Genomic DNA, 18,528 nt, shown 5'->3' on the forward strand with positions numbered 1-18,528 from the left:
CGCCACCCCCACGTGTGCTCAGGAGGTCATGCCCGTGCGCCCCACCGCCGCCCTCTTCCCGCGCTCCCCGCTCGCCCCCCTCTCGGCCCTCCTCACCACCGTCCTCGCCGCCACCGCGCTCACCGCGTGCAGCGAAGGCTCCGGCAGCAGTCCGGACACGGTGAAGGTGTCCTACAAGCAGTCCACGGACAACTCCGTCAAGGTGATGGACACCTACCTCGCCGGCATCAAGAAGGAGTTCGAGCACACGCACCCCGGCAAGAAGGTCCGGTTCGTGCCCATCAAGGCCCCGGACTCGGAGTACTACACCAAGCTCCAGCAGATGCTGCGATCGCCGCGCACCGCTCCGGACCTGGTCTACGAGGACACCTTCCTCATCAATTCCGACATCACGAGCGGCTACCTCAAGCCCCTCGACCCGTACCTCGCCAAGTGGCCGGACTGGAGCCGGTTCATCGACACCGCGAAGGCGGCCGCGAAGGGCCAGGACGGGAAGACGTACGGCGTTCCGGACGGGACGGACACCCGCGGGCTGTGGTTCGACAAGCGGGTGTTCGAGAAGGCCGGGCTGCCCACGGACTGGCAGCCGAAGGACTGGGACGACGTGCTCGCCGCCGCCCGCACCATCAAGCGGAGGGTTCCCGGCGTCACCCCGCTCAACGTCTACACCGGCAAACCGGCGGGTGAGCGGGCGACCATGCAGGGGTTCGAGATGCTTCTGTACGGCACCGGTGACGGCACCTCCGATCCGCTCTACGACCGTACGGCGAAGAAGTGGATCAGTGCCGGCCGGGGATTCCGGGACGCGTTGACGTTCGTCGAGACCGTCTACAAGGAGAAGCTGGGTCCCGACGTCTCCGACGCCCTCGATCCCAACTTCGCCACCACCGTCAACGGCGAGCTGCTCCCCCAGGGCAAGCTCGGCATCGACCTGGACGGCTCCTGGCTGCCGCAGGCCTGGCTCCCGGGCAGCGGGCACGCCTGGCCCGACTGGTCGAAGCAGCTGGGGCTGGCCCACATGCCGACCCAGAACGGGCAGGCGCCCGGCAAGGTGAGCATGTCCGGCGGCTGGACCTGGGCCGTCCCGGCCAAGGCCGGCAACCCGGACCTCGCCTTCGACTTCATCAAGGTGATGCAGACGAAGGACAACGCCCGGAAGTGGTACATCGCCAACTCCGGTATCGCCGTGCGGAAGGACGTCGCCGAGGATCCCGCCTACGCCACCGCCCAGCCCGGCATCAAGTTCTTCACCGACCTGGTGGCCAGCACCCACTACCGGCCCGCCTACCCGGCGTACCCGAAGGTGTCGACCGCCGTCCAGGAGGCCATGGAGGGGGTGACGACCGGTGATCAGTCCGTGGAGGAGGCGGCGAGCGGGTACGACTCCGCCCTCGATGACGTCACCGACGGCCAAGTGATCCGCAAATGAGGGCCCGGCGCCGGGCGGCCCGGTTCCTTCCGCTCACTCCCGCCGTCGTCCTCCTGCTCCTCTTCCTCGCCGGGCCGATCGCCTACTGCGGGTACATCGCCTTCACCGACCTGCAGCTGACCGGCCAGGCCCACTCCTCCTTCGTCGGCCTCGCCAACTTCCGCCGGGCCTTCCGGGACGACGCGTTCCTGAACGCCGTATGGCTGACCCTGGTGTTCACGGTGCTGTCCTCGCTCGTCGGACAGAACACCCTGGGGCTCGCCCTGGCCGCGCTCATGAAGCGGGCGTCGAAGCCGGTGCGCACGTTCACCGGCGGGGTCGTGGTCACGGCGTGGGTGCTGCCGGAAGTGGTCGCCGGGTTCCTGCTGTACGCGTTCTTCCGGCGGGAGGGAACGCTCAACGCCATCCTCGGCTGGCTGCACCTGCCCCGGCAGAACTGGCTGTTCACGCTGCCCGTGCTCGCCGTGTCCTTCGCCAACGTCTGGCGGGGCACGGCGTTCTCGATGCTCGTCTACTCCGCCGCCCTGGCCGAGATACCCGCCGAGATCACGGAGGCCGCCGAGGTGGACGGCGCCGGCGGCTGGCGGCGGATGTGGCACATCACGCTGCCGATGATCCGGCGCTCCATCGGCACCAACCTCATGCTCAACACCCTGCAGACGCTCTCCGTCTTCGGGCTGATCTGGGTGATGACGCGGGGCGGCCCCGGGGACCGGAGCCAGACCCTGCCGCTGTTCATGTACGAGCAGGCGTTCCAGAACAGCATGATCGGTTACGGCACCGCGGTCGCCCTGCTCCTGCTGCTCGTCGGCTCCCTGTTCTCCGTCGTCCATCTGCGGCTGCTGCGGACGGAGGTCTGATGGCCCGCGACCGTGCCTCCCGGCGGCTCGTCGCCGACGTCTCGCTGCTGGCCGTGGCCCTCGCCTTCGCGCTGCCCCTCGTCTGGGTGCTGCTGTCCGCCGTCGACCCGCACGCCGGACTGCGGGTCAGGGTGCCGGACGGGGTCACCGCGGACAACTTCGACGCGATCCTGACGCCGGACATCACCTGCACACCGCTGCTGAACAGCCTGGTCCTGTGCGGGGGCGGCACGGCACTGACCGTCGTCTGCGCCGCGCTCGCCGCGTATCCGCTGTCCCGGTTCCGGTCCCGGCTGAACCGGCCGTTCCTGCTGACGATCCTGTTCGCGACGAGCCTGCCCGTCACGGCGATCATGGTGCCGGTGTACGCGCTGTTCGTCCGCGTGAACCTGATCGACACCCTGCAGGGCACGATCTTCTTCTTCGCCGCCTCGCAGCTGCCCTTCGCGATCTGGCTGATGAAGAACTTCATGGACGGCGTGCCCAAGGAGCTGGAGGAGGCGGCCTGGACGGACGGGGCATCGTCGCTGCAGTCCCTCGTCCGGATCGTGCTGCCGCTGATGGGGCCCGGGCTCGCCGTCGTCACCGTGTTCTCGTTCGTGATGATGTGGGGGAACTTCTTCGTCCCGTTCATGCTGCTGCTCACGCCGGACCGGATGCCGGCCTCGGTGAGCATCAACGACTTCTTCGGCAACCGGGGCATGGTGGCGTACGGACAGCTCGCCGCGTTCTCCGTGATCTATTCGACGCCGGTGATCCTTTTGTATGTTCTGGTGGCACGGCGGCTGGGCGGCGGGTTCGCGCTCGGCGGTGCGGTGAAGGGGTAACGTGAGGTAACGCCAGGTCACGGGGCATGACACGGAGTGTCAGCTCACTCTGCGCGATCAACCCGTACGTTCCTACGATCCGTGATCTCGGCGGAACCGACCGTAGTCAGCACCGGGTTGCGCCCCTACTTTGTCCGGAGTGCGCCAACCCTCAGCCCAACCGAACCCCCCGGCTCCCCCGTTCAACGCCCCGGCCGCCCGCAGGCTCCGCGCCGCACTCGGCATGGGGCCCGAGCACGTCGCCTACGGGATGCGTGCCTCGTACGGACTGCCGTACGTCACCCCTGATCTCGTGATCGCCTGGGAACGCGGCACCGTCACCCCCGGCAACCCCGAACTCACCGCGCTGGCAGGCGTGCTGTGGTGTTCCCCGGGTGAACTCATCGGCCGCCCGCGCACCCTGCGCGAGCACCGCATCGCCCGTGCCGTCGCCCCCGAGGACGTCGCCCACGCCGTCGGCATGGAGCTGCGCGCGTACCTGCGGACGGAGGAGAGCGGGCAGTGGCGTGGCAACGAACGCCAGTCGGCCGCGCTCGCGCGGATACTGGATCTCGCCCTGCCCGACTTCGTCGCCGTCACCGGCCGCGAGGCGAAGCTCGCCGAGCTGCTGCACAGCGCGGTGTCCACCCGCTGGCAGGCCTATGTGCGGCCGGTGATGAAGCTCGCCCCCCTGGACAAGGACGTCGTGGAGACGGTGCTGCAGGAGCTGCACCAGGACTATCAGGGGCACATGGCCGCCACCCTCAGCTGGGGCGGCGGCAGCAGGAGTGCCAGCGAGTCCGGGGAGAAGTTCCTGGACGGGATCGTCGACAACTTCTGGGCCGGCGTGGAGGACCGGACCGGCTGACCGCGGCCCGCCGGGCCGGGCGAGGTGCCGTACGGCTCAGAAGACCGACTCGGCCTCGTCCATGCGGTTCTTCGGCACGGTCTTCAGCTCGGTGACCGCCTCGGCGAGGGGCACCATCACGATGTCGGTGCCGCGCAGCGCGGTCATCCTGCCGAACTGGCCGCGGTGTGCGGCCTCGACGGCGTGCCAGCCGAAGCGGGTGGCGAGGACGCGGTCGTAGGCGGTGGGGACACCGCCGCGCTGGATGTGGCCGAGGATGACCGGCTTGGCCTCCTTGCCGAGGCGCCGCTCCAGCTCGTACGCCAGCGCGGTGCCGATGCCCTGGAAGCGCTCGTGTCCGAACTGGTCGATCTCGCCCTTGCTGTAGTCCATGGTGCCCTCGGCGGGGTGGGCGCCCTCGGCGACGCAGACGACGGCGAACTTCTTGCCGCGGGAGAAGCGTTCCTCGACCATCTTGACCAGGTGGGCGGGGTCGAAGGGGCGCTCGGGCAGGCAGATGCCGTGGGCGCCGGCGGCCATGCCGGACTCCAGGGCGATCCAGCCGGCGTGCCGGCCCATCACCTCGACGACCATGACGCGCTGGTGGGACTCGGCCGTGGTCTTCAGGCGGTCCATGGCCTCCGTGGCGACGCCCACGGCGGTGTCGAAGCCGAAGGTGCGGTCGGTGGAGGAGATGTCGTTGTCGATGGTCTTGGGGACGCCGACGACCGGGAGGCCGGCGTCGGAGAGCATGCGGGCCGCGGTCAGGGTGCCCTCGCCGCCGATCGGGATCAGCGCGTCGATGCCGAACTCCTCGACCATGTCGGTGGCCTTGTCGCAGGCCTCGCGCAGCCGGTCGCGCTCCAGGCGGGAGGAGCCGAGGATGGTGCCGCCGCGGGCCAGGATGCCGCTGACCGCGTCCAGGTCGAGGGCGCGGTAGTGGCGGTCCAGCAGACCCCGGTAGCCGTCCTCGAAGCCGATGACCTCGTCGCCGTACTGCGCCACCGCCCGGTGCACGACCGAGCGGATCACGGCGTTCAGGCCGGGGCAGTCGCCGCCTGCGGTGAGAACTCCGATGCGCATCGTGCTGTGTCTCCTGCTCGCTGTCGGTGCCGGTGAGCCGGTGTCGATTCTTTCACGTCCACGGGGCAGGCGAAGTCCTGACGGGCGCCTTATCCGGCAGCAGGGGTATTGTCAAGAGGGTTCAGCTCACCTCGGTGGGCGATTTTTATGCCGAAGAGGCGACATACGAGACATGAGGAACGGAGTGGACACGTGACGCGCAGCGTGTACGTGACCGGGATCGACCGCGGTGACGGCCGCCAGGTCGTGGAGCTGGGAGTCATGGAGCTGCTGACCCGGCAGGTCGACCGGGTGGGGGTGTTCCGTCCGCTCGTCCATGACGGCCCCGATCGCCTGTTCGAGTTGCTGAGGGCGCGCTACCGGCTCTCGCAGGACCCGGCCACCGTCTACGGCATGGACTACCACGAGGCGTCCGCCCTCCAGGCCGAGCAGGGCACCGACGAGCTGGTCTCCGCCCTCGTCGACCGCTTCCACCTGGTGGCCCGTGACTACGACGTCGTCCTCGTCCTCGGCACCGACTTCGCCGACACCCAGCTGCCGGACGAACTGTCGCTCAACGCCCGCCTCGCCAACGAGTTCGGCGCCTCCGTCATCCCGGTGGTGGGCGGCCGCAAGCAGAGCACCGAGTCGGTGCTCGCCGAGACGCGCAACGCCTTCCGCGCCTACGACGGCCTCGGCTGCGACGTGCTCGCCATGGTCACCAACCGGGTCGCCCGCGAGGACCGCGACGAGATCGCCGGACGGCTCGCCGACCGGCTGCCGGTGCCCTGCTACGTCGTGCCCGACGAACCCGCGCTGTCCGCGCCGACGGTCTCCCAGATCTCGCAGGTCCTCGGCGCAAAGGTGCTGCTCGGCGACGACTCCGGGCTCGCCCGGGACGCGCTGGGCTTCGTCTTCGGCGGGGCGATGCTGCCGAACCTCCTGGGCGCCCTGACCCCGGGCTGCCTGGTCGTCACCCCGGGGGACCGCGCCGACCTGGTCGTCGGCTCGCTCGCCGCGCACAGCGCCGGCACCCCGCCGATAGCCGGTGTGCTGCTCACCCTCGACGAGGTGCCGAGCGACGAGATCCTCACCCTCGCCGCCCGCCTCGCCCCCGGCACTCCGGTGCTGTCGGTGACCGGCAACAGCTTCCCCACCGCCGAGCGGCTCTTCTCGCTCGAGGGCAAGCTGAACGCGTCCACCCCGCGCAAGGCGGAGACCGCGCTCGGCCTGTTCGAGCGGTACGCCGACACCGCCGACCTGGCCCGCAGGGTCTCGGCGCCGAGCGGCGACCGGGTCACCCCGATGATGTTCGAGCACAAGCTCCTGGAACAGGCCCGCTCCGACAAGCGCCGGGTCGTGCTGCCTGAGGGCACCGAGGAGCGGGTGCTGCACGCGGCCGAGGTGCTGCTGCGCCGGGGCGTGTGCGACCTGACCCTGCTCGGCCCCGTCGACCTGATCCGCAAGAAGGCCGCCGACCTCGGCATCGACCTGGGCGACACCCAGCTCATCGACCCGGCCACCTCCGAGCTGCGCGACTCCTTCGCCGAGCAGTACGCGGCCCTGCGCGCCCACAAGGGCGTCACGGTCGAGCTGGCCTACGACGTCGTCTCCGACGTCAACTACTTCGGCACGCTGATGGTCCAGGAGGGCCTGGCCGACGGCATGGTGTCCGGATCGGTGCACTCCACGGCCGCGACCATCCGGCCCGCCTTCGAGATCATCAGGACCAGGCCCGAGTCGTCGATCGTCTCGTCGGTGTTCTTCATGTGCCTGGCCGACAAGGTGCTGGTCTACGGCGACTGCGCGGTCAACCCGGCCCCGAACGCCGAGCAGCTCGCGGACATCGCCGTCCAGTCGGCGGGGACGGCCGCGCAGTTCGGGGTGGAACCGCGGATCGCGATGCTGTCGTACTCCACCGGTACGTCCGGTTCGGGCGCCGACGTGGACAAGGTGCGCGAGGCCACCGAGCTGGCCCGCTCGCGCCGGCCGGACCTGAAGATCGAGGGCCCGATCCAGTACGACGCGGCCGTCGAGCCGTCCGTCGCCGCCACCAAGCTGCCCGGGTCCGAGGTCGCCGGCCAGGCCAGCGTGCTGATCTTCCCCGACCTCAACACCGGCAACAACACCTACAAGGCCGTGCAGCGCTCGGCCGGCGCGATCGCCGTCGGCCCGGTCCTGCAGGGGCTGCGCAAGCCGGTCAACGATCTGTCCCGGGGCGCGCTCGTCCAGGACATCGTCAACACCGTCGCCATCACGGCGATCCAGGCCCAGAACCCCAGCGAGAAGGCGTCCCAGCAGTGACCTCCCCCACCCGTGTCCTCGTCCTCAACTCCGGCTCCTCGTCGGTGAAGTACCAGCTGCTGGACATGCGCGACAGCAGCCGGCTCGCGGTGGGCCTGGTCGAGCGCATCGGCGAGCAGACCTCGCGGCTCGAGCACACCTGCCTGACCTCCGGCGACACCCGTGAACACACCGGGCCGATCGCCGGTCACGACGCCGCCCTCAAGGCGGTCGCCGAGGAGCTGACCCGGGACGGCCTCGGTCTGGACTCCCCCGAGCTGGCCGCGATCGGGCACCGGGTGGTGCACGGCGGGATGTTCTTCACCGAGCCGACCGTCATCGACGACGAGGTGCTCACCGAGATCGAGCGGCTGATCCCGGTCGCCCCGCTGCACAACCCCGCCAACCTCACCGGCATCCGCACCGCCCGGGCGCTGCGCCCCGACCTGCCCCAGGTCGCCGTCTTCGACACGGCGTTCCACACGACGATGCCGGAGCCGGCGGCGCGCTACGCGATCGACCCGAAGATCGCCGACCGGCACCGGATCCGGCGCTACGGCTTCCACGGCACCTCGCACGCCTACGTCTCCCGGGAGACCGCGCGGCTGCTGGGCAAGGACCCGTCCGAGGTCAACGTGATCGTGCTGCACCTGGGCAACGGCGCCTCGGCGTCCGCGGTCGAGAGGGGCCGGTGCGTGGACACCTCCATGGGGCTGACGCCTTTGGAGGGGCTCGTGATGGGTACGCGCTCCGGTGATCTGGACCCGGCCGTCATCTTCCATTTGGCACGGGTTGGGGATATGTCCATGGACGAGATCGACACTCTCCTCAACAAGCGGAGCGGTCTGTTCGGTCTGTGCGGGGACAACGACATGCGGGAGATCCGCCGCAGGATCGACGAGGGCGACGAAGAGGCCTCGCTCGCCTTCGAGATTTACATTCACCGGATCAAGAAGTACATCGGCGCCTATTACGCCGTTCTCGGCACAGTGGACGCGGTCGCCTTCACCGCCGGTGTCGGCGAGAACGCGGCACCCGTACGGGAGGCGGCGATCGCGGGCCTGGAGGCGCTGGGCCTGGCGGTCGATCCGGAGCGGAACTCCGTGCGCGGCGGTGAGCCGCGGCTGATTTCGCCGGACTCGGCGCGGGTGGCGGTGGCCGTGGTGCCGACGGATGAAGAACTGGAGATCGCGACGCAGACCTACGCACTGGTCGGAAAGAACAACTGAATAGCACCTGAGCGGTGTGGCACTCATTTGTATCTTCCGCCAGACGGAATATTCCGTAGCGAAACAAACCGATAGGATCGCCCCATGCGCCGTTCGAAAATCGTCTGTACTCTCGGCCCCGCGGTCGACTCCCACGAGATGCTCGTCGCCATGATCGAGGCGGGCATGAATGTGGCCCGGTTCAACTTCAGCCACGGCACCCACGCCGAGCACCAGGCGCGGTACGACCGCGTCCGGGCCGCCTCCAAGGAGACCGGCCGTCCCATCGGCGTCCTCGCCGACCTGCAGGGCCCGAAGATCCGCCTGGAGACCTTCGCCGAGGGTCCGGTCGAGCTGGAGCGCGGTGACGAGTTCGTCATCACGACCGAGGACGTGCCGGGCGACAAGCACATCTGCGGTACGACGTACAAGGGGCTGCCGGGCGACGTCTCGCGCGGCGACCAGGTCCTGATCAACGACGGCAACGTCGAGCTGAAGGTCCTGGACGTCGAGGGCCCGCGGGTCAAGACGATCGTCATCGAGGGCGGTGTCGTCTCCGACCACAAGGGCATCAACCTGCCCGGCGCGGCCGTCAACGTGCCCGCGCTGAGCGGCAAGGACGTCGAGGACCTGCGCTTCGCCCTCCGCATGGGCTGCGACCTGGTCGCGCTGTCCTTCGTCCGGGACGCCAAGGACGTGCACGACGTCCACCGTGTGATGGACGAGGAGGGCCGCCGGGTCCCGGTGATCGCCAAGGTCGAGAAGCCGCAGGCGGTCGAGAACATGGAGGACGTCGTGATGGCGTTCGACGGCGTCATGGTCGCCCGTGGCGACCTCGCCGTCGAGTACCCGCTCGAGAAGGTCCCCATGGTGCAGAAGCGCCTGATCGAGCTGTGCCGGCGCAACGCCAAGCCGGTGATCGTGGCGACCCAGATGATGGAGTCGATGATCACCAACTCCCGCCCGACCCGCGCCGAGGCCTCCGACGTGGCCAACGCGATCCTGGACGGCGCGGACGCGGTCATGCTGTCGGCCGAGTCCAGCGTGGGCGCCTACCCGGTCGAGACGGTCAAGACCATGTCGAAGATCGTCGCCGCTGCCGAGCAGGAGCTGCTCGCCAAGGGCCTGCAGCCGCTGGTGCCGGGCAAGAAGCCGCGCACGCAGGGTGGTTCGGTGGCCCGTGCCGCCGCCGAGATCGCCGACTTCCTCGGCGGCAAGGGCCTGATCGCCTTCACCCAGTCCGGTGACACCGCGCGCCGGCTGTCCCGCTACCGCGCGACCCAGCCGATCATCGCCTTCACCACGGACGAGGGCACCCGCAACCAGCTCACGCTCAGCTGGGGCGTGGAGTCGCACGTCGTGCCGTTCGTGAACACCACCGACGAGATGGTCGACCTGGTGGACCAGGAGATCGCCCGGCTGGGCCGGTTCGACGCGGGCGACACCGTCATCATCACCGCCGGCTCGCCCCCCGGGGTCCCCGGCACCACCAACATGCTCCGCGTCCACCACCTGAGCACCCAGGGCAACTGACCCGTCCCCGCACGGGCCCTGCAACGGCGCAGAGGGCGCCCCCTGCGACAGGGGGCGCCCTCTGCGGTTCCCCGGGCCCTGGAGGCACCGGGGGTGTTGCGGCTCCCGAACCGGCTTGTGCGACCGCTCAGTCGGTCGTGAACACGTGCATGCCGGGCACGTGCAGGTTGCCGCCGAACTGAGCCGCCTGGACCACCTTGACGTGGGTGAAGTAGATCAGCGGGATGTTCAGCGGGGGCGGGCTGTCGGGGCTGAACGTCACCGGGATCAGCCCGAACAGGTTGCCCGAGATGCTCTCGGTGTACATCACCGTGTCTCCGCCGGTGATGGTGGACGTGGAGCCCTTGGCCGCCTGGACGTGGTACGTCTTGTTCGCCTGCTTGTCCTCGACCGTCTGGTGCAGGTCGCCGATGTCGGTGCCGCCGGAGATGACGTACTTCAGCACCTTCTTCTTGGTGCCGTTGGCCGTCTTCACCTCGACGATGCCCTTGTAGTCGGCGCCCTTGAGGAGCAGGGAGCTGGCGTTCAGGTACCAGGGGTCGTCCGCGACCGGCACCTTGTTGTCGACGCCGCCCTCGTCGTCCGTGGCCGCCGGGCAGTTCTCCGCGTCGGCGGACTCGCTCGCGGACGGGCTCGGCGTGACCGACGGGGTCGCGTCCTTGACCTTCTCGGTGGCGTCCTCGGCCGTCTCGGCCGCGGTCCCGGTGGTGTCCTCGACCGTGTCCTTGACGGTGTCCGCGGCCTTCTCGGCCGTGTCCTTGACGGTGTCGCCCCCGGCGGTGCCGCCGCCCGAGTCCTTGGCGCCGCCCGGCGAGGTGTCCGTGCCGGACGGGGACTGGGACGCGGAGGGCGTCGACGTGGGGGACGGGGTCGCCGACGCCGTGCCGGAGTCCTTGTCCTCGCCGCCGCCGGTGAGGATGTCGCCGACCGTGTCGCCGATGGTGTCGAGGACGCCACCGCCGCTGCCCTGGGTCGCCGACGGCGCCGGCGTGGCCGTGTCCCCGCCCGTGCCGGAGCCCGAGCCCGAGTCCGACGAGCCGGAGTCCGAGCCGGACGAGCCGGAGCCCGAGCCGGAGGTCTCGGTGGGCTTGGGCGTGCCCTTGTCGCCGGAACCTGAATCCGGCGAAGAGGTGCCGCCCGGGCCTTCGGTGTCCTTGCCGTCCCCGGTGCCCGCGGTCGCCGTGGGAGCCGGTGTGGCCGTGTCGTCGGCCGTGCTCTGCGACGCGGACGGCTTCGGCGAGGCCGAGGTGTCCTTGTCGTCGCCCAGCGCCTTGACGCAGTCCTTGTACTCGTCGGCCGTCAGGCTCTTGGCCGACGTCGACGGGGACGGGCTGGCGTTGTTGTCGGCCAGGGCGAGCGTGGACGTGAAGCCCATGCCCATCAGCACCGCCGTGGGCATCGCCACGGAGGCTATGGCCTTGCCGGCCGGCATGTGGAACCTGGTGAACAGCGCCTTCCTGGGGGCCGCGTGGCGGGGCCCGGTTCTCGCGCGGGACCCGTCCACGTCGGTCCCGCGGGTCACCTCGTCAGCCGGCACTGTGCCTCCCGTTCGCCCCGTTGGCCGGGCTCGTTCCTGACAGGTCGTTCTCCCAGGGCGCCTTGTAGGGCCCGGTGGGCCCCTCGCCCGCGGGGCCCGTGCCCTGGTGCGGCAGCGGGGCCGTCTCGGGGGCGCCGCCCTCGCCCGGGGCGGCCTCGGCCGGCGGCTCCTGCTGCGGAGGCGCGCCCGGCGCCCAGGCCACGGCCAGCGCTCCGCCGATCAAGGAGAGCAGGAAGCCCATGACGAAGCCGCCGAAGTTGGCCACGGGGATGGACACCAGCGCGAGCAGGATCGCGGCGACGCCCGCGAAGGTGCGTACGTGCTTCTGGAACCAGAGGCTGATGCCCAGCACGACGAGCAGCACACCGATGATCAGGGATCCGGCTCCCGCGGTGGTCGACATCGCCAGCGTCAGATGGCCGAGCTGGAGATGGGCGTACGGGAAGTACATGATCGGAACGCCGCCGAGCATGACGAACAGTCCGGCCCAGAACGGACGCGTGCCCCGCCAGGCGCGGAACTGCAGCCTCCGGCGGGTGAACTGGCCAGGTGCGGCGGCAGGAGTCTCGGCGCTCATGGAAAACAGCTCCCTGGTGCGGCGTTGCTGTGGTGGTGATGTGTGCCGCGCGTGAAGGCGCGGCCGGAGAGTGGACGGGCGGGGGCGCCACCGGCTCCCCCGCCCGTCAGCGAGTGCCTAGTAGCACTCCTTGACACCCGTCGACAGCGACATCTTCAGGCCGTTGAGCTTGAAGGTGCCGGCGGTGGTCGCCCACGCCGTCTGCTTCACGTCGGAGAGTGTGGCCTTGTCGGCCTGCTGCGCGAAGCCGAAGGGGTTGGCCTGCTCGCCACCGCCCTTCATGCCCGGACCCTTGGAGGCGTCCTTGGCAGCCACACCGATGTCGATGTTCTCGAACACCGCGTCGGCGTTGAGGTCGGCGACGTCGATGTAGATGTTGTCGGCCTGGACCTTGTCGTGGCCCGCGCCACCGGCCCGCAGGATCAGGCTGACGTTGCCGAAGATCGGCACGTCCGGCGTGACCACGGACTGGCAGAGGTTGGTGATCTCGGCGTGCTTGAACGCCGAGACGGCCACCGGGTGAGCCGTCTTCTTGCCGTCCATCGTGTAGCCGCTGTCGATGGCGCCGTACTGCGCGAAGCCGGTGCCGACGAGCTGGTCGGCGGACACCTTGAACGACTGGCCGGACACGCTGAACGAGGCGGCGAGAGCGCCCTGCGCGAGGGCGACACCTATACACGCCGTGGCGGCCACGCTGGGCACCATGACCACAGCGAACCGCTTCCATCTGGTCCCGCCACGCACCTGGGACTCCATATTTCCTCCTTCTCGGACGTACATCTCCTGACCCCGACTCGCCCCCAAGCGGCGGCTCAGCCAGGCAGGGATGGGAGAAGTGCTACGTCCTCGGGAAGGAGAGCGCCCGCGCTCGGAGGCGCGAACCGCGCCCGAATCACCGGCGATCACCCCCGAGCGACAACCACTGGTCGCGCCTGACACGCATCACGCACAACCTTGCCGGACAGGCTTCACCGGTATGGCGAAGACCCCCCTGTCCTAGAGCCGGCGCCACTGCCGCCGGCTCTGCTCGGTGGGGACCCAGAGTCTCCCGTGACCCGACCGGCTGTCGGGGTACGGGAATGGACCGAGCGTCGCCGATCGTGGTGCATTCTCGGCCCGGGCACAAGGGGGTTCGTTACTGGCTAGTAACGGCCGGATAACCGGGGGACGACCGACCGGTCTCGGAACGCGACGCTCGGTGGCGTCGACGGGCAGAGCAAAGCCGTTGATCCCTGGACGAAACCAGACAGACCAACGGCTGCAATTTACTCGGAGTAACAGCGGCCGCGATTACCAAGATTTGGTAAAGCGCGGCCGCCGTGACGCCTTGTCGGCGAATCTTTCACCCCGGCATCACAAGCCGTGGCGTTTAGCGACTGGTCAGAACAGGGCGCGCGCGAGCGCCCTGCGTGCGCCCACCACGCGCGGGTCCTCGGGCCCCACGACCTCGAACAGCTCCAGCAGCCGGAGCCGTACCGCGTCCCGGTCGTCACCCACCGTGCGCTGCACGGTCTCGATCAACCGCCCGAAGGCGTCCTCGACATGACCGCCCACCAGGTCCAGGTCGGCCGCGGCGATCTGCGCGCCGGCGTCCTTCGGCCTCTCGGCCGCCTCCCGGCGCACCTTCTGCGGGTCCATGCCCTGTACCCGCTGGAGCAACTCGGCCTGCGCCAGGCCCAGTTTGGCCTCGGGGTGGGCCGGGTCGTCGGCCAGCACGCTCCGGTACGCCTGGACGGCCCCGCCCAGGTCACCGGCGTCCAGCGCCTGCGCGGCGGCATTCAGCGCGGCGTCGTACGGACCCGCCTGCTCCACGTCCTGCGCGGCACCGCCCGGCTCGGCGTCCGGGTCCACGGTCAGACCGGTCAGCCCGAAGCGCTGCTCGGCGACCTGCACCAGCTGGTCCAGGGTCTCCCGGATCTGCGGCTCGGGGGTCACCCCCTGGAACAGCGGCAGCGCCTGTCCGGCCACGACGGCGAAGACGGCCGGGATGCCCTGGATCCCGAACTGCTGCATCAGCATCTGGTTGGCGTCGACGTCGATCTTGGCGAGGAGGAAGCGCCCGTCGTACTCGACGGCCAGTCGCTCCAGGACCGGGCTCAGCTGCTTGCAGGGCTGACACCACTCGGCCCAGAAGTCGAGGACGACGGGGACTTCGGCGGAGCGCTGCAGGACATCCCGCTCGAATCCCGCCTCATCGACATCGATGACGAGATCGGCCGGCGAGACGGCCCCCGTCCCGCCCTGCCGGGCGGCTGCGGCGCGCGTCTGCTCGGCCTTGGCCTTGGCCTCCTGGGCCGCCTTCACCGCGGCGAGGTCGACGACGCCGCTCATGGACATGTTCCGTGGCTGCATGCGTCTATCCTCCCCCGATCTCGTCCCTGAATGAAAAAAGCGATGCGCCGGCGCCGGGTCCCCACCCCACGCCCGCGGTCGTCGCCCGCGTACGTCCGTCGCGAGCTTTCGCTACGACTCGTAGCGTAATGCCATGAGGGCACCGCGCGACACCACGCGTCGGTGATCTCTCTCACGGCACCGCGTGAACGGCCGGTTATGGTCGTGGGATGCAGAGCCGCACCCCCGCCAGCCGTACCGGACGCCCGCGCAGCGCGGCCGCGGACGCCGCGATCCTGGCCGCGACGCGGGAGGCGCTGGTGGAACTCGGCTGGTCCGGGCTCACCCTGGGAGACGTCGCCACGCGGGCCGGGGTTGCGAAGACGACGGTCTATCGCCGCTGGGCGGGCAAGAGCGAGCTGGTCACCGACGCGCTGGCCACCCTCTTCGACCAGCTCGCCCTGCCGGACCGGGGCAGCCTGCGGGCCGACGTCGAGGGCGTGGTGCTGCAGTTCGCCGAGCTGCTGGAGCAGCCCGCGACCAAGACGGCCCTGATGGCGGTGGTCGCCGAGGCCACGCACGACGAGGCCCTGCGGCAGCGGCTCCGCGAGAAGATCGTGGCCCGCCAGAAGCGGCTGGTGGTGGAGGGCCGGCGGCGCGCCCAGAACCGGGGCGAGATCCCCGCGGACGCGACCGACCCCGGCCCGCAGATCGACCTGATCTTCGATGTGATCGCCGGAGCGGTGGTGCACCGGACCCTGGTCTCCTGCGAGCCGGTGGACGCCGACTGGGCGAGCCGGTTCACCGCGGTGCTGCTCGACGGACTCGCCGCGGCCGGCGGCTGACCCCGGCGTTCCCCACGTGACACCGACACGCCTCTTGTCACAGTGTCATGTCACCGTCATTCTGGGTCTCCGGGTCTACTCGCATAGATCCCGCACGGATCCCGCGGCGGATCTACGCGCATAGACACCGTACGGATCCCGCACCGACCGCTTCTCGCAGCACCCGCTCCACCTGACAGCGCAACCCCACACGCCAGGAGGACCGATCCACGTGAGACCCCGTCAATCCCGCCGCCACGGCGCCGTCGTCACCCTCGCCGCCGCCCTGGCCGCCCTCGGCGCCGGACAGATCCTCGCCGCCCCGACCGCGTCAGCGGCCCCCCACGCCCCCACGCCTTCCTCCGCGGTGGCCGCGGCCCAGGACCAGGCCGCACGCGCCATCGCCGGCTCGCTCTCCGACACCGCCTGGCGCGCCCGTCTGCGCACCGCGGCCCTCGCCTCCGCCGAGGTGCCCGTCACCCGGCTGGCCGGCAGCGCCCTGAAGCCCGCCCTGACCGCGGCCGACCACCGCATCGCCACCGCAAAGGGCCTGGACGGCCACGTCGGCTCACTCCTGCGGCTGCGCCTCGGGGACGACTCCATGCGCGCCGCGCTGACCGCCGGCAGCACCCCCTGGGTCGCCGCGGCGACCTCCGACGACGGCGCCACCTCCGTCACCGCCTACGACAGCCACGGCCGGGCCCACACGCTCGACGCGCACAAGGCGCCCGCACACCCCGTCTACGTCGTCGACATCGACGGGGACCAGGCACTCGCCGCCGGCCTGCGGGTCCTCGGCACGGAACTGCACCGGCTCGGCGTCGCCTCCACGGCCCCCGCGCCCACCGCCGCACGGAACACCCGGAAGGCCGCCGGACCGGCGGCGCCGGCCACCGCGGGTTTCTGGACCACCAAGATCACCGCGGTGGAGCTGTCGGACGACGAGGAGCCCTGGGTCAAGGGCGACGCGGAGATCTACACCCTCGTCACCGGCTTCGGCCAGGACGGCAAGGTCCGCGTCGACCCCGTCGACATGCCGTACCTCGACAACGACGGCACGGTCTACCGGCCGAACCAGATCCTGGTCAACTGGTCGAACTACAAGTACGACCTGGCCGACGCCGTGATGATGGAGGAGGACGGCAGCACCAACTACCGCGACCTCGCCAAGGCCATCGCCACCGTCCTGCTCACCATCGCCGACCAGGGCGCCTACGTCCCGCTGGTGAACGCCGTCCTGGACGCCATCCCGGACGACTGGTGGACCGACGACCCGGACTACGTCGACTCCTGGTACACCCTGGCCCGGAGCGACAACGGCACCCGCAACGGCGCCCGGGGCAACGGCCGGCTGACCGTGCAGCCCTACTTCGTCCAGCAGTTCTGACACCGCCGGCCGGCGCGGCACGGCGACGGGCCGGCGGAGTCGCTCCGCCGGCCCGTCCGCAGCCGCCGTCAGAACCCGGCCGGCTCCGTGTACACGCCCCACTCGTCCCGCAGCACCCCGCAGATCTCGCCCAGCGTCGCCTCCGCGCGCACCGCGTCCAGCATCGGCCCGATCATGTTGGAGCCGTCCCGCGCGGCGGCCAGCATGCCGTCGAGGGCGGACCGCACGGCACTCTCGTCCCGCGCCGCCTTCCGGTCGGCGAGCACCCGCACCTGCTCCCGCTCCACCTCGTGGCTGACGCGCAGGATCTCCAGGTCGCCGGTCACCGAGCCGGTGGCGACGTTGACGCCCACGACCCGCTTCTCGCCCTTCTCCAGGGACTGCTGGTAGCGGAACGCCGACTCGGCGATCTCCCCGGTGAACCAGCCGTCCTCGATCCCGCGCAGGATGCCGGAGGTGACCGGACCGATCGGGTGCCGCCCGTCCGGGTGCGCCCTGAGGCCCCGCTCCTTGATCTGTTCGAAGATCTTCTCGGCGTCCGCCTCGATCCGGTCCGTCAGCTGCTCGACGAACCACGAGCCGCCCAGCGGGTCCGCCACATTGGCGACCCCGGTCTCCTCCATCAGCACCTGCTGCGTGCGCAGCGCGATCTCCGCGGCCTGCTCGCTCGGCAGCGCGAGGGTCTCGTCCAGGGCGTTGGTGTGCAGCGAGTTCGTCCCGCCGAGCACGGCGGCGAGCGCCTCGACGGCCGTACGCACGACGTTGTTGTACGGCTGCTGCGCGGTCAGCGAGACACCGGCGGTCTGGGTGTGGAAGCGCAGCCACTGCGCCTTGTCGGACTTCGCGCCGTACACGTCCCGCATCCAGCGCGCCCAGATGCGCCGGGCCGCGCGGAACTTGGCGATCTCCTCGAAGAAGTCGACGTGCGCGTCGAAGAAGAAGGACAGGCCCGGGGCGAAGACGTCCACGTCCAGGCCGCGGCTGAGGCCCAGCTCGACGTACCCGAAGCCGTCCGCGAGCGTGTACGCCAGCTCCTGCGCGGCCGTGGCCCCGGCCTCCCGGATGTGGTAGCCGGAGACGGACAGCGGCTTGTACGCCGGGATGCCCGCCGCGCAGTACTCCATGAGGTCGCCGATCAGCCGCAGATGGGGCTCCGGCTGGAAGAGCCACTCCTTCTGGGCGATGTACTCCTTGAAGATGTCGGTCTGGAGGGTGCCGTTCAGAACCGACGGATCCACGCCCTGGCGCTCGGCGGCGACCAGGTACATGCAGAAGACGGGGACCGCCGGACCGCTGATGGTCATGGAGGTCGTCACGTCCCCCAGCGGGATGTCCTTGAACAGCACCTCCATGTCGGCGGCCGAGTCGATGGCGACCCCGCAGTGCCCGACCTCGCCGAGCGAGCGCGGGTCGTCGGAGTCGCGGCCCATGAGCGTGGGCATGTCGAAGGCCACGGACAGGCCTCCGCCGCCGGCGTCCAGGATCATCTTGTACCGCTCGTTGGTCTGCTCGGCGTTGCCGAACCCGGCGAACTGCCTGATCGTCCAGGTACGCCCGCGGTAGCCGGTCGGATGGAGGCCACGGGTGAAGGGGTACTCCCCCGGCCAGCCGATCCGCTCGAATCCCTCGTACGTGTCGCCCTCTCGGGGCCCGTACACCGGCTCCACGGGGTCGCCGGAGAGCGTGGTGAAGTCCGCGTCGCGCTTGCGTGCGGCGTCGTAACGGGCCTGCCAGCGCCGGCGGCCCTCCTCGATGGCGTGAGCGTCCATACCCTCGAATTTACTTGGACGTCCTAGTAAATGTCGATGGCTGACCGCCGCACGGCATCCGTACGGCGGTGTGGG

General features: G+C 70.3%; 15 protein-coding genes. 9 read left to right on the forward strand and 6 right to left on the reverse strand.

Translation table 11 applies throughout. The annotated features are described in order from the left end of the window. The first annotated feature begins 28 nt into the window (after positions 1-28). From ACZ4SF_RS04945 to ACZ4SF_RS04960, 4 genes are all read left to right on the forward strand, one after another. Positions 29-1,429: an extracellular solute-binding protein gene (locus ACZ4SF_RS04945; protein WP_468378381.1), complete on the forward strand. Its 1,401-nt coding sequence runs from the start codon at positions 29-31 to the stop codon at positions 1,427-1,429. After that, positions 1,426-2,289 carry a carbohydrate ABC transporter permease gene (locus ACZ4SF_RS04950; protein ID WP_468378384.1) on the forward strand — a complete coding sequence of 288 codons (864 nt, stop codon included), beginning with the start codon at positions 1,426-1,428 and terminating at the stop codon, positions 2,287-2,289. The genes ACZ4SF_RS04945 and ACZ4SF_RS04950 overlap by 4 nt, the downstream gene beginning before the upstream one ends. Further along, positions 2,289-3,116, forward strand: coding sequence for a carbohydrate ABC transporter permease (locus ACZ4SF_RS04955; protein ID WP_468378386.1), 828 nt, complete (start codon positions 2,289-2,291; stop codon positions 3,114-3,116). Before ACZ4SF_RS04950 ends, ACZ4SF_RS04955 begins: the two co-directional genes overlap by 1 nt. Before the next feature lie 139 nt (positions 3,117-3,255). Then, positions 3,256-3,963, forward strand: a complete 708-nt coding sequence (locus tag ACZ4SF_RS04960; RefSeq protein WP_468378389.1) for an XRE family transcriptional regulator — start codon at positions 3,256-3,258, stop codon at positions 3,961-3,963. Positions 3,964-3,999: 36 nt separating this feature from the next. Here ACZ4SF_RS04960 and ACZ4SF_RS04965 read toward each other — a convergent pair whose 3' ends face one another. After that, positions 4,000-5,025, reverse strand: a complete 1,026-nt coding sequence (locus tag ACZ4SF_RS04965) for an ATP-dependent 6-phosphofructokinase (protein ID WP_468378391.1) — start codon at positions 5,023-5,025, stop codon at positions 4,000-4,002. Positions 5,026-5,217: 192 nt separating this feature from the next. Here ACZ4SF_RS04965 and pta point away from each other — a divergent pair, with 192 nt between their 5' ends. From pta to pyk, 3 genes are all read left to right on the forward strand, one after another. Further along, positions 5,218-7,308 carry a phosphate acetyltransferase gene (pta, locus tag ACZ4SF_RS04970; RefSeq protein ID WP_468378394.1) on the forward strand — a complete coding sequence of 697 codons (2,091 nt, stop codon included), beginning with the start codon at positions 5,218-5,220 and terminating at the stop codon, positions 7,306-7,308. Beyond that, positions 7,305-8,516, forward strand: coding sequence for an acetate kinase (locus ACZ4SF_RS04975; protein WP_468378396.1), 1,212 nt, complete (start codon positions 7,305-7,307; stop codon positions 8,514-8,516). Before pta ends, ACZ4SF_RS04975 begins: the two co-directional genes overlap by 4 nt. Before the next feature lie 84 nt (positions 8,517-8,600). Next, a complete protein-coding gene (gene pyk / locus ACZ4SF_RS04980; RefSeq protein WP_468378399.1) occupies positions 8,601-10,028 on the forward strand; it encodes a pyruvate kinase in 1,428 nt (475 codons plus the stop codon). 127 nt (positions 10,029-10,155) lie between these two features. Here pyk and ACZ4SF_RS04985 read toward each other — a convergent pair whose 3' ends face one another. The 4 genes from ACZ4SF_RS04985 to ACZ4SF_RS05000 all read right to left on the reverse strand — a co-directional run bounded on the left by ACZ4SF_RS04985 (position 10,156) and on the right by ACZ4SF_RS05000 (position 14,494). Further along, a complete protein-coding gene (locus ACZ4SF_RS04985) occupies positions 10,156-11,565 on the reverse strand; it encodes a hypothetical protein (RefSeq protein WP_468378401.1) in 1,410 nt (469 codons plus the stop codon). Further along, positions 11,555-12,142 carry a DUF6114 domain-containing protein gene (locus tag ACZ4SF_RS04990; RefSeq protein ID WP_468378404.1) on the reverse strand — a complete coding sequence of 196 codons (588 nt, stop codon included), beginning with the start codon at positions 12,140-12,142 and terminating at the stop codon, positions 11,555-11,557. Before ACZ4SF_RS04990 ends, ACZ4SF_RS04985 begins: the two co-directional genes overlap by 11 nt. Positions 12,143-12,259: 117 nt before the next feature. Then, positions 12,260-12,898, reverse strand: a complete 639-nt coding sequence (locus ACZ4SF_RS04995; RefSeq protein ID WP_468378406.1) for a DUF6230 family protein — start codon at positions 12,896-12,898, stop codon at positions 12,260-12,262. Positions 12,899-13,522: 624 nt separating this feature from the next. Beyond that, entirely contained in the window at positions 13,523-14,494 is a 972-nt protein-coding gene (locus ACZ4SF_RS05000; protein WP_468378409.1) for a tetratricopeptide repeat protein, read from the reverse strand. A 209-nt stretch (positions 14,495-14,703) separates the two neighbouring features. On the opposite strand from ACZ4SF_RS05000, the gene ACZ4SF_RS05005 reads away from it, so the two are divergent. Both ACZ4SF_RS05005 and ACZ4SF_RS05010 read left to right on the forward strand, forming a co-directional pair. Beyond that, positions 14,704-15,318, forward strand: a complete 615-nt coding sequence (locus ACZ4SF_RS05005) for a TetR/AcrR family transcriptional regulator (protein WP_468378411.1) — start codon at positions 14,704-14,706, stop codon at positions 15,316-15,318. A gap of 211 nt (positions 15,319-15,529) precedes the next feature. Further along, entirely contained in the window at positions 15,530-16,684 is a 1,155-nt protein-coding gene (locus tag ACZ4SF_RS05010; RefSeq protein ID WP_468378414.1) for a DUF3103 family protein, read from the forward strand. Positions 16,685-16,752: 68 nt separating this feature from the next. On the opposite strand, the gene ACZ4SF_RS05015 is transcribed toward ACZ4SF_RS05010, so the two are convergent. After that, entirely contained in the window at positions 16,753-18,453 is a 1,701-nt protein-coding gene (locus tag ACZ4SF_RS05015; RefSeq protein ID WP_468378416.1) for an acyl-CoA mutase large subunit family protein, read from the reverse strand. Between the last annotated feature and the right edge of the window lie 75 nt (positions 18,454-18,528).

This window comes from Streptomyces sp. NPDC027663 (assembly GCF_055566415.1).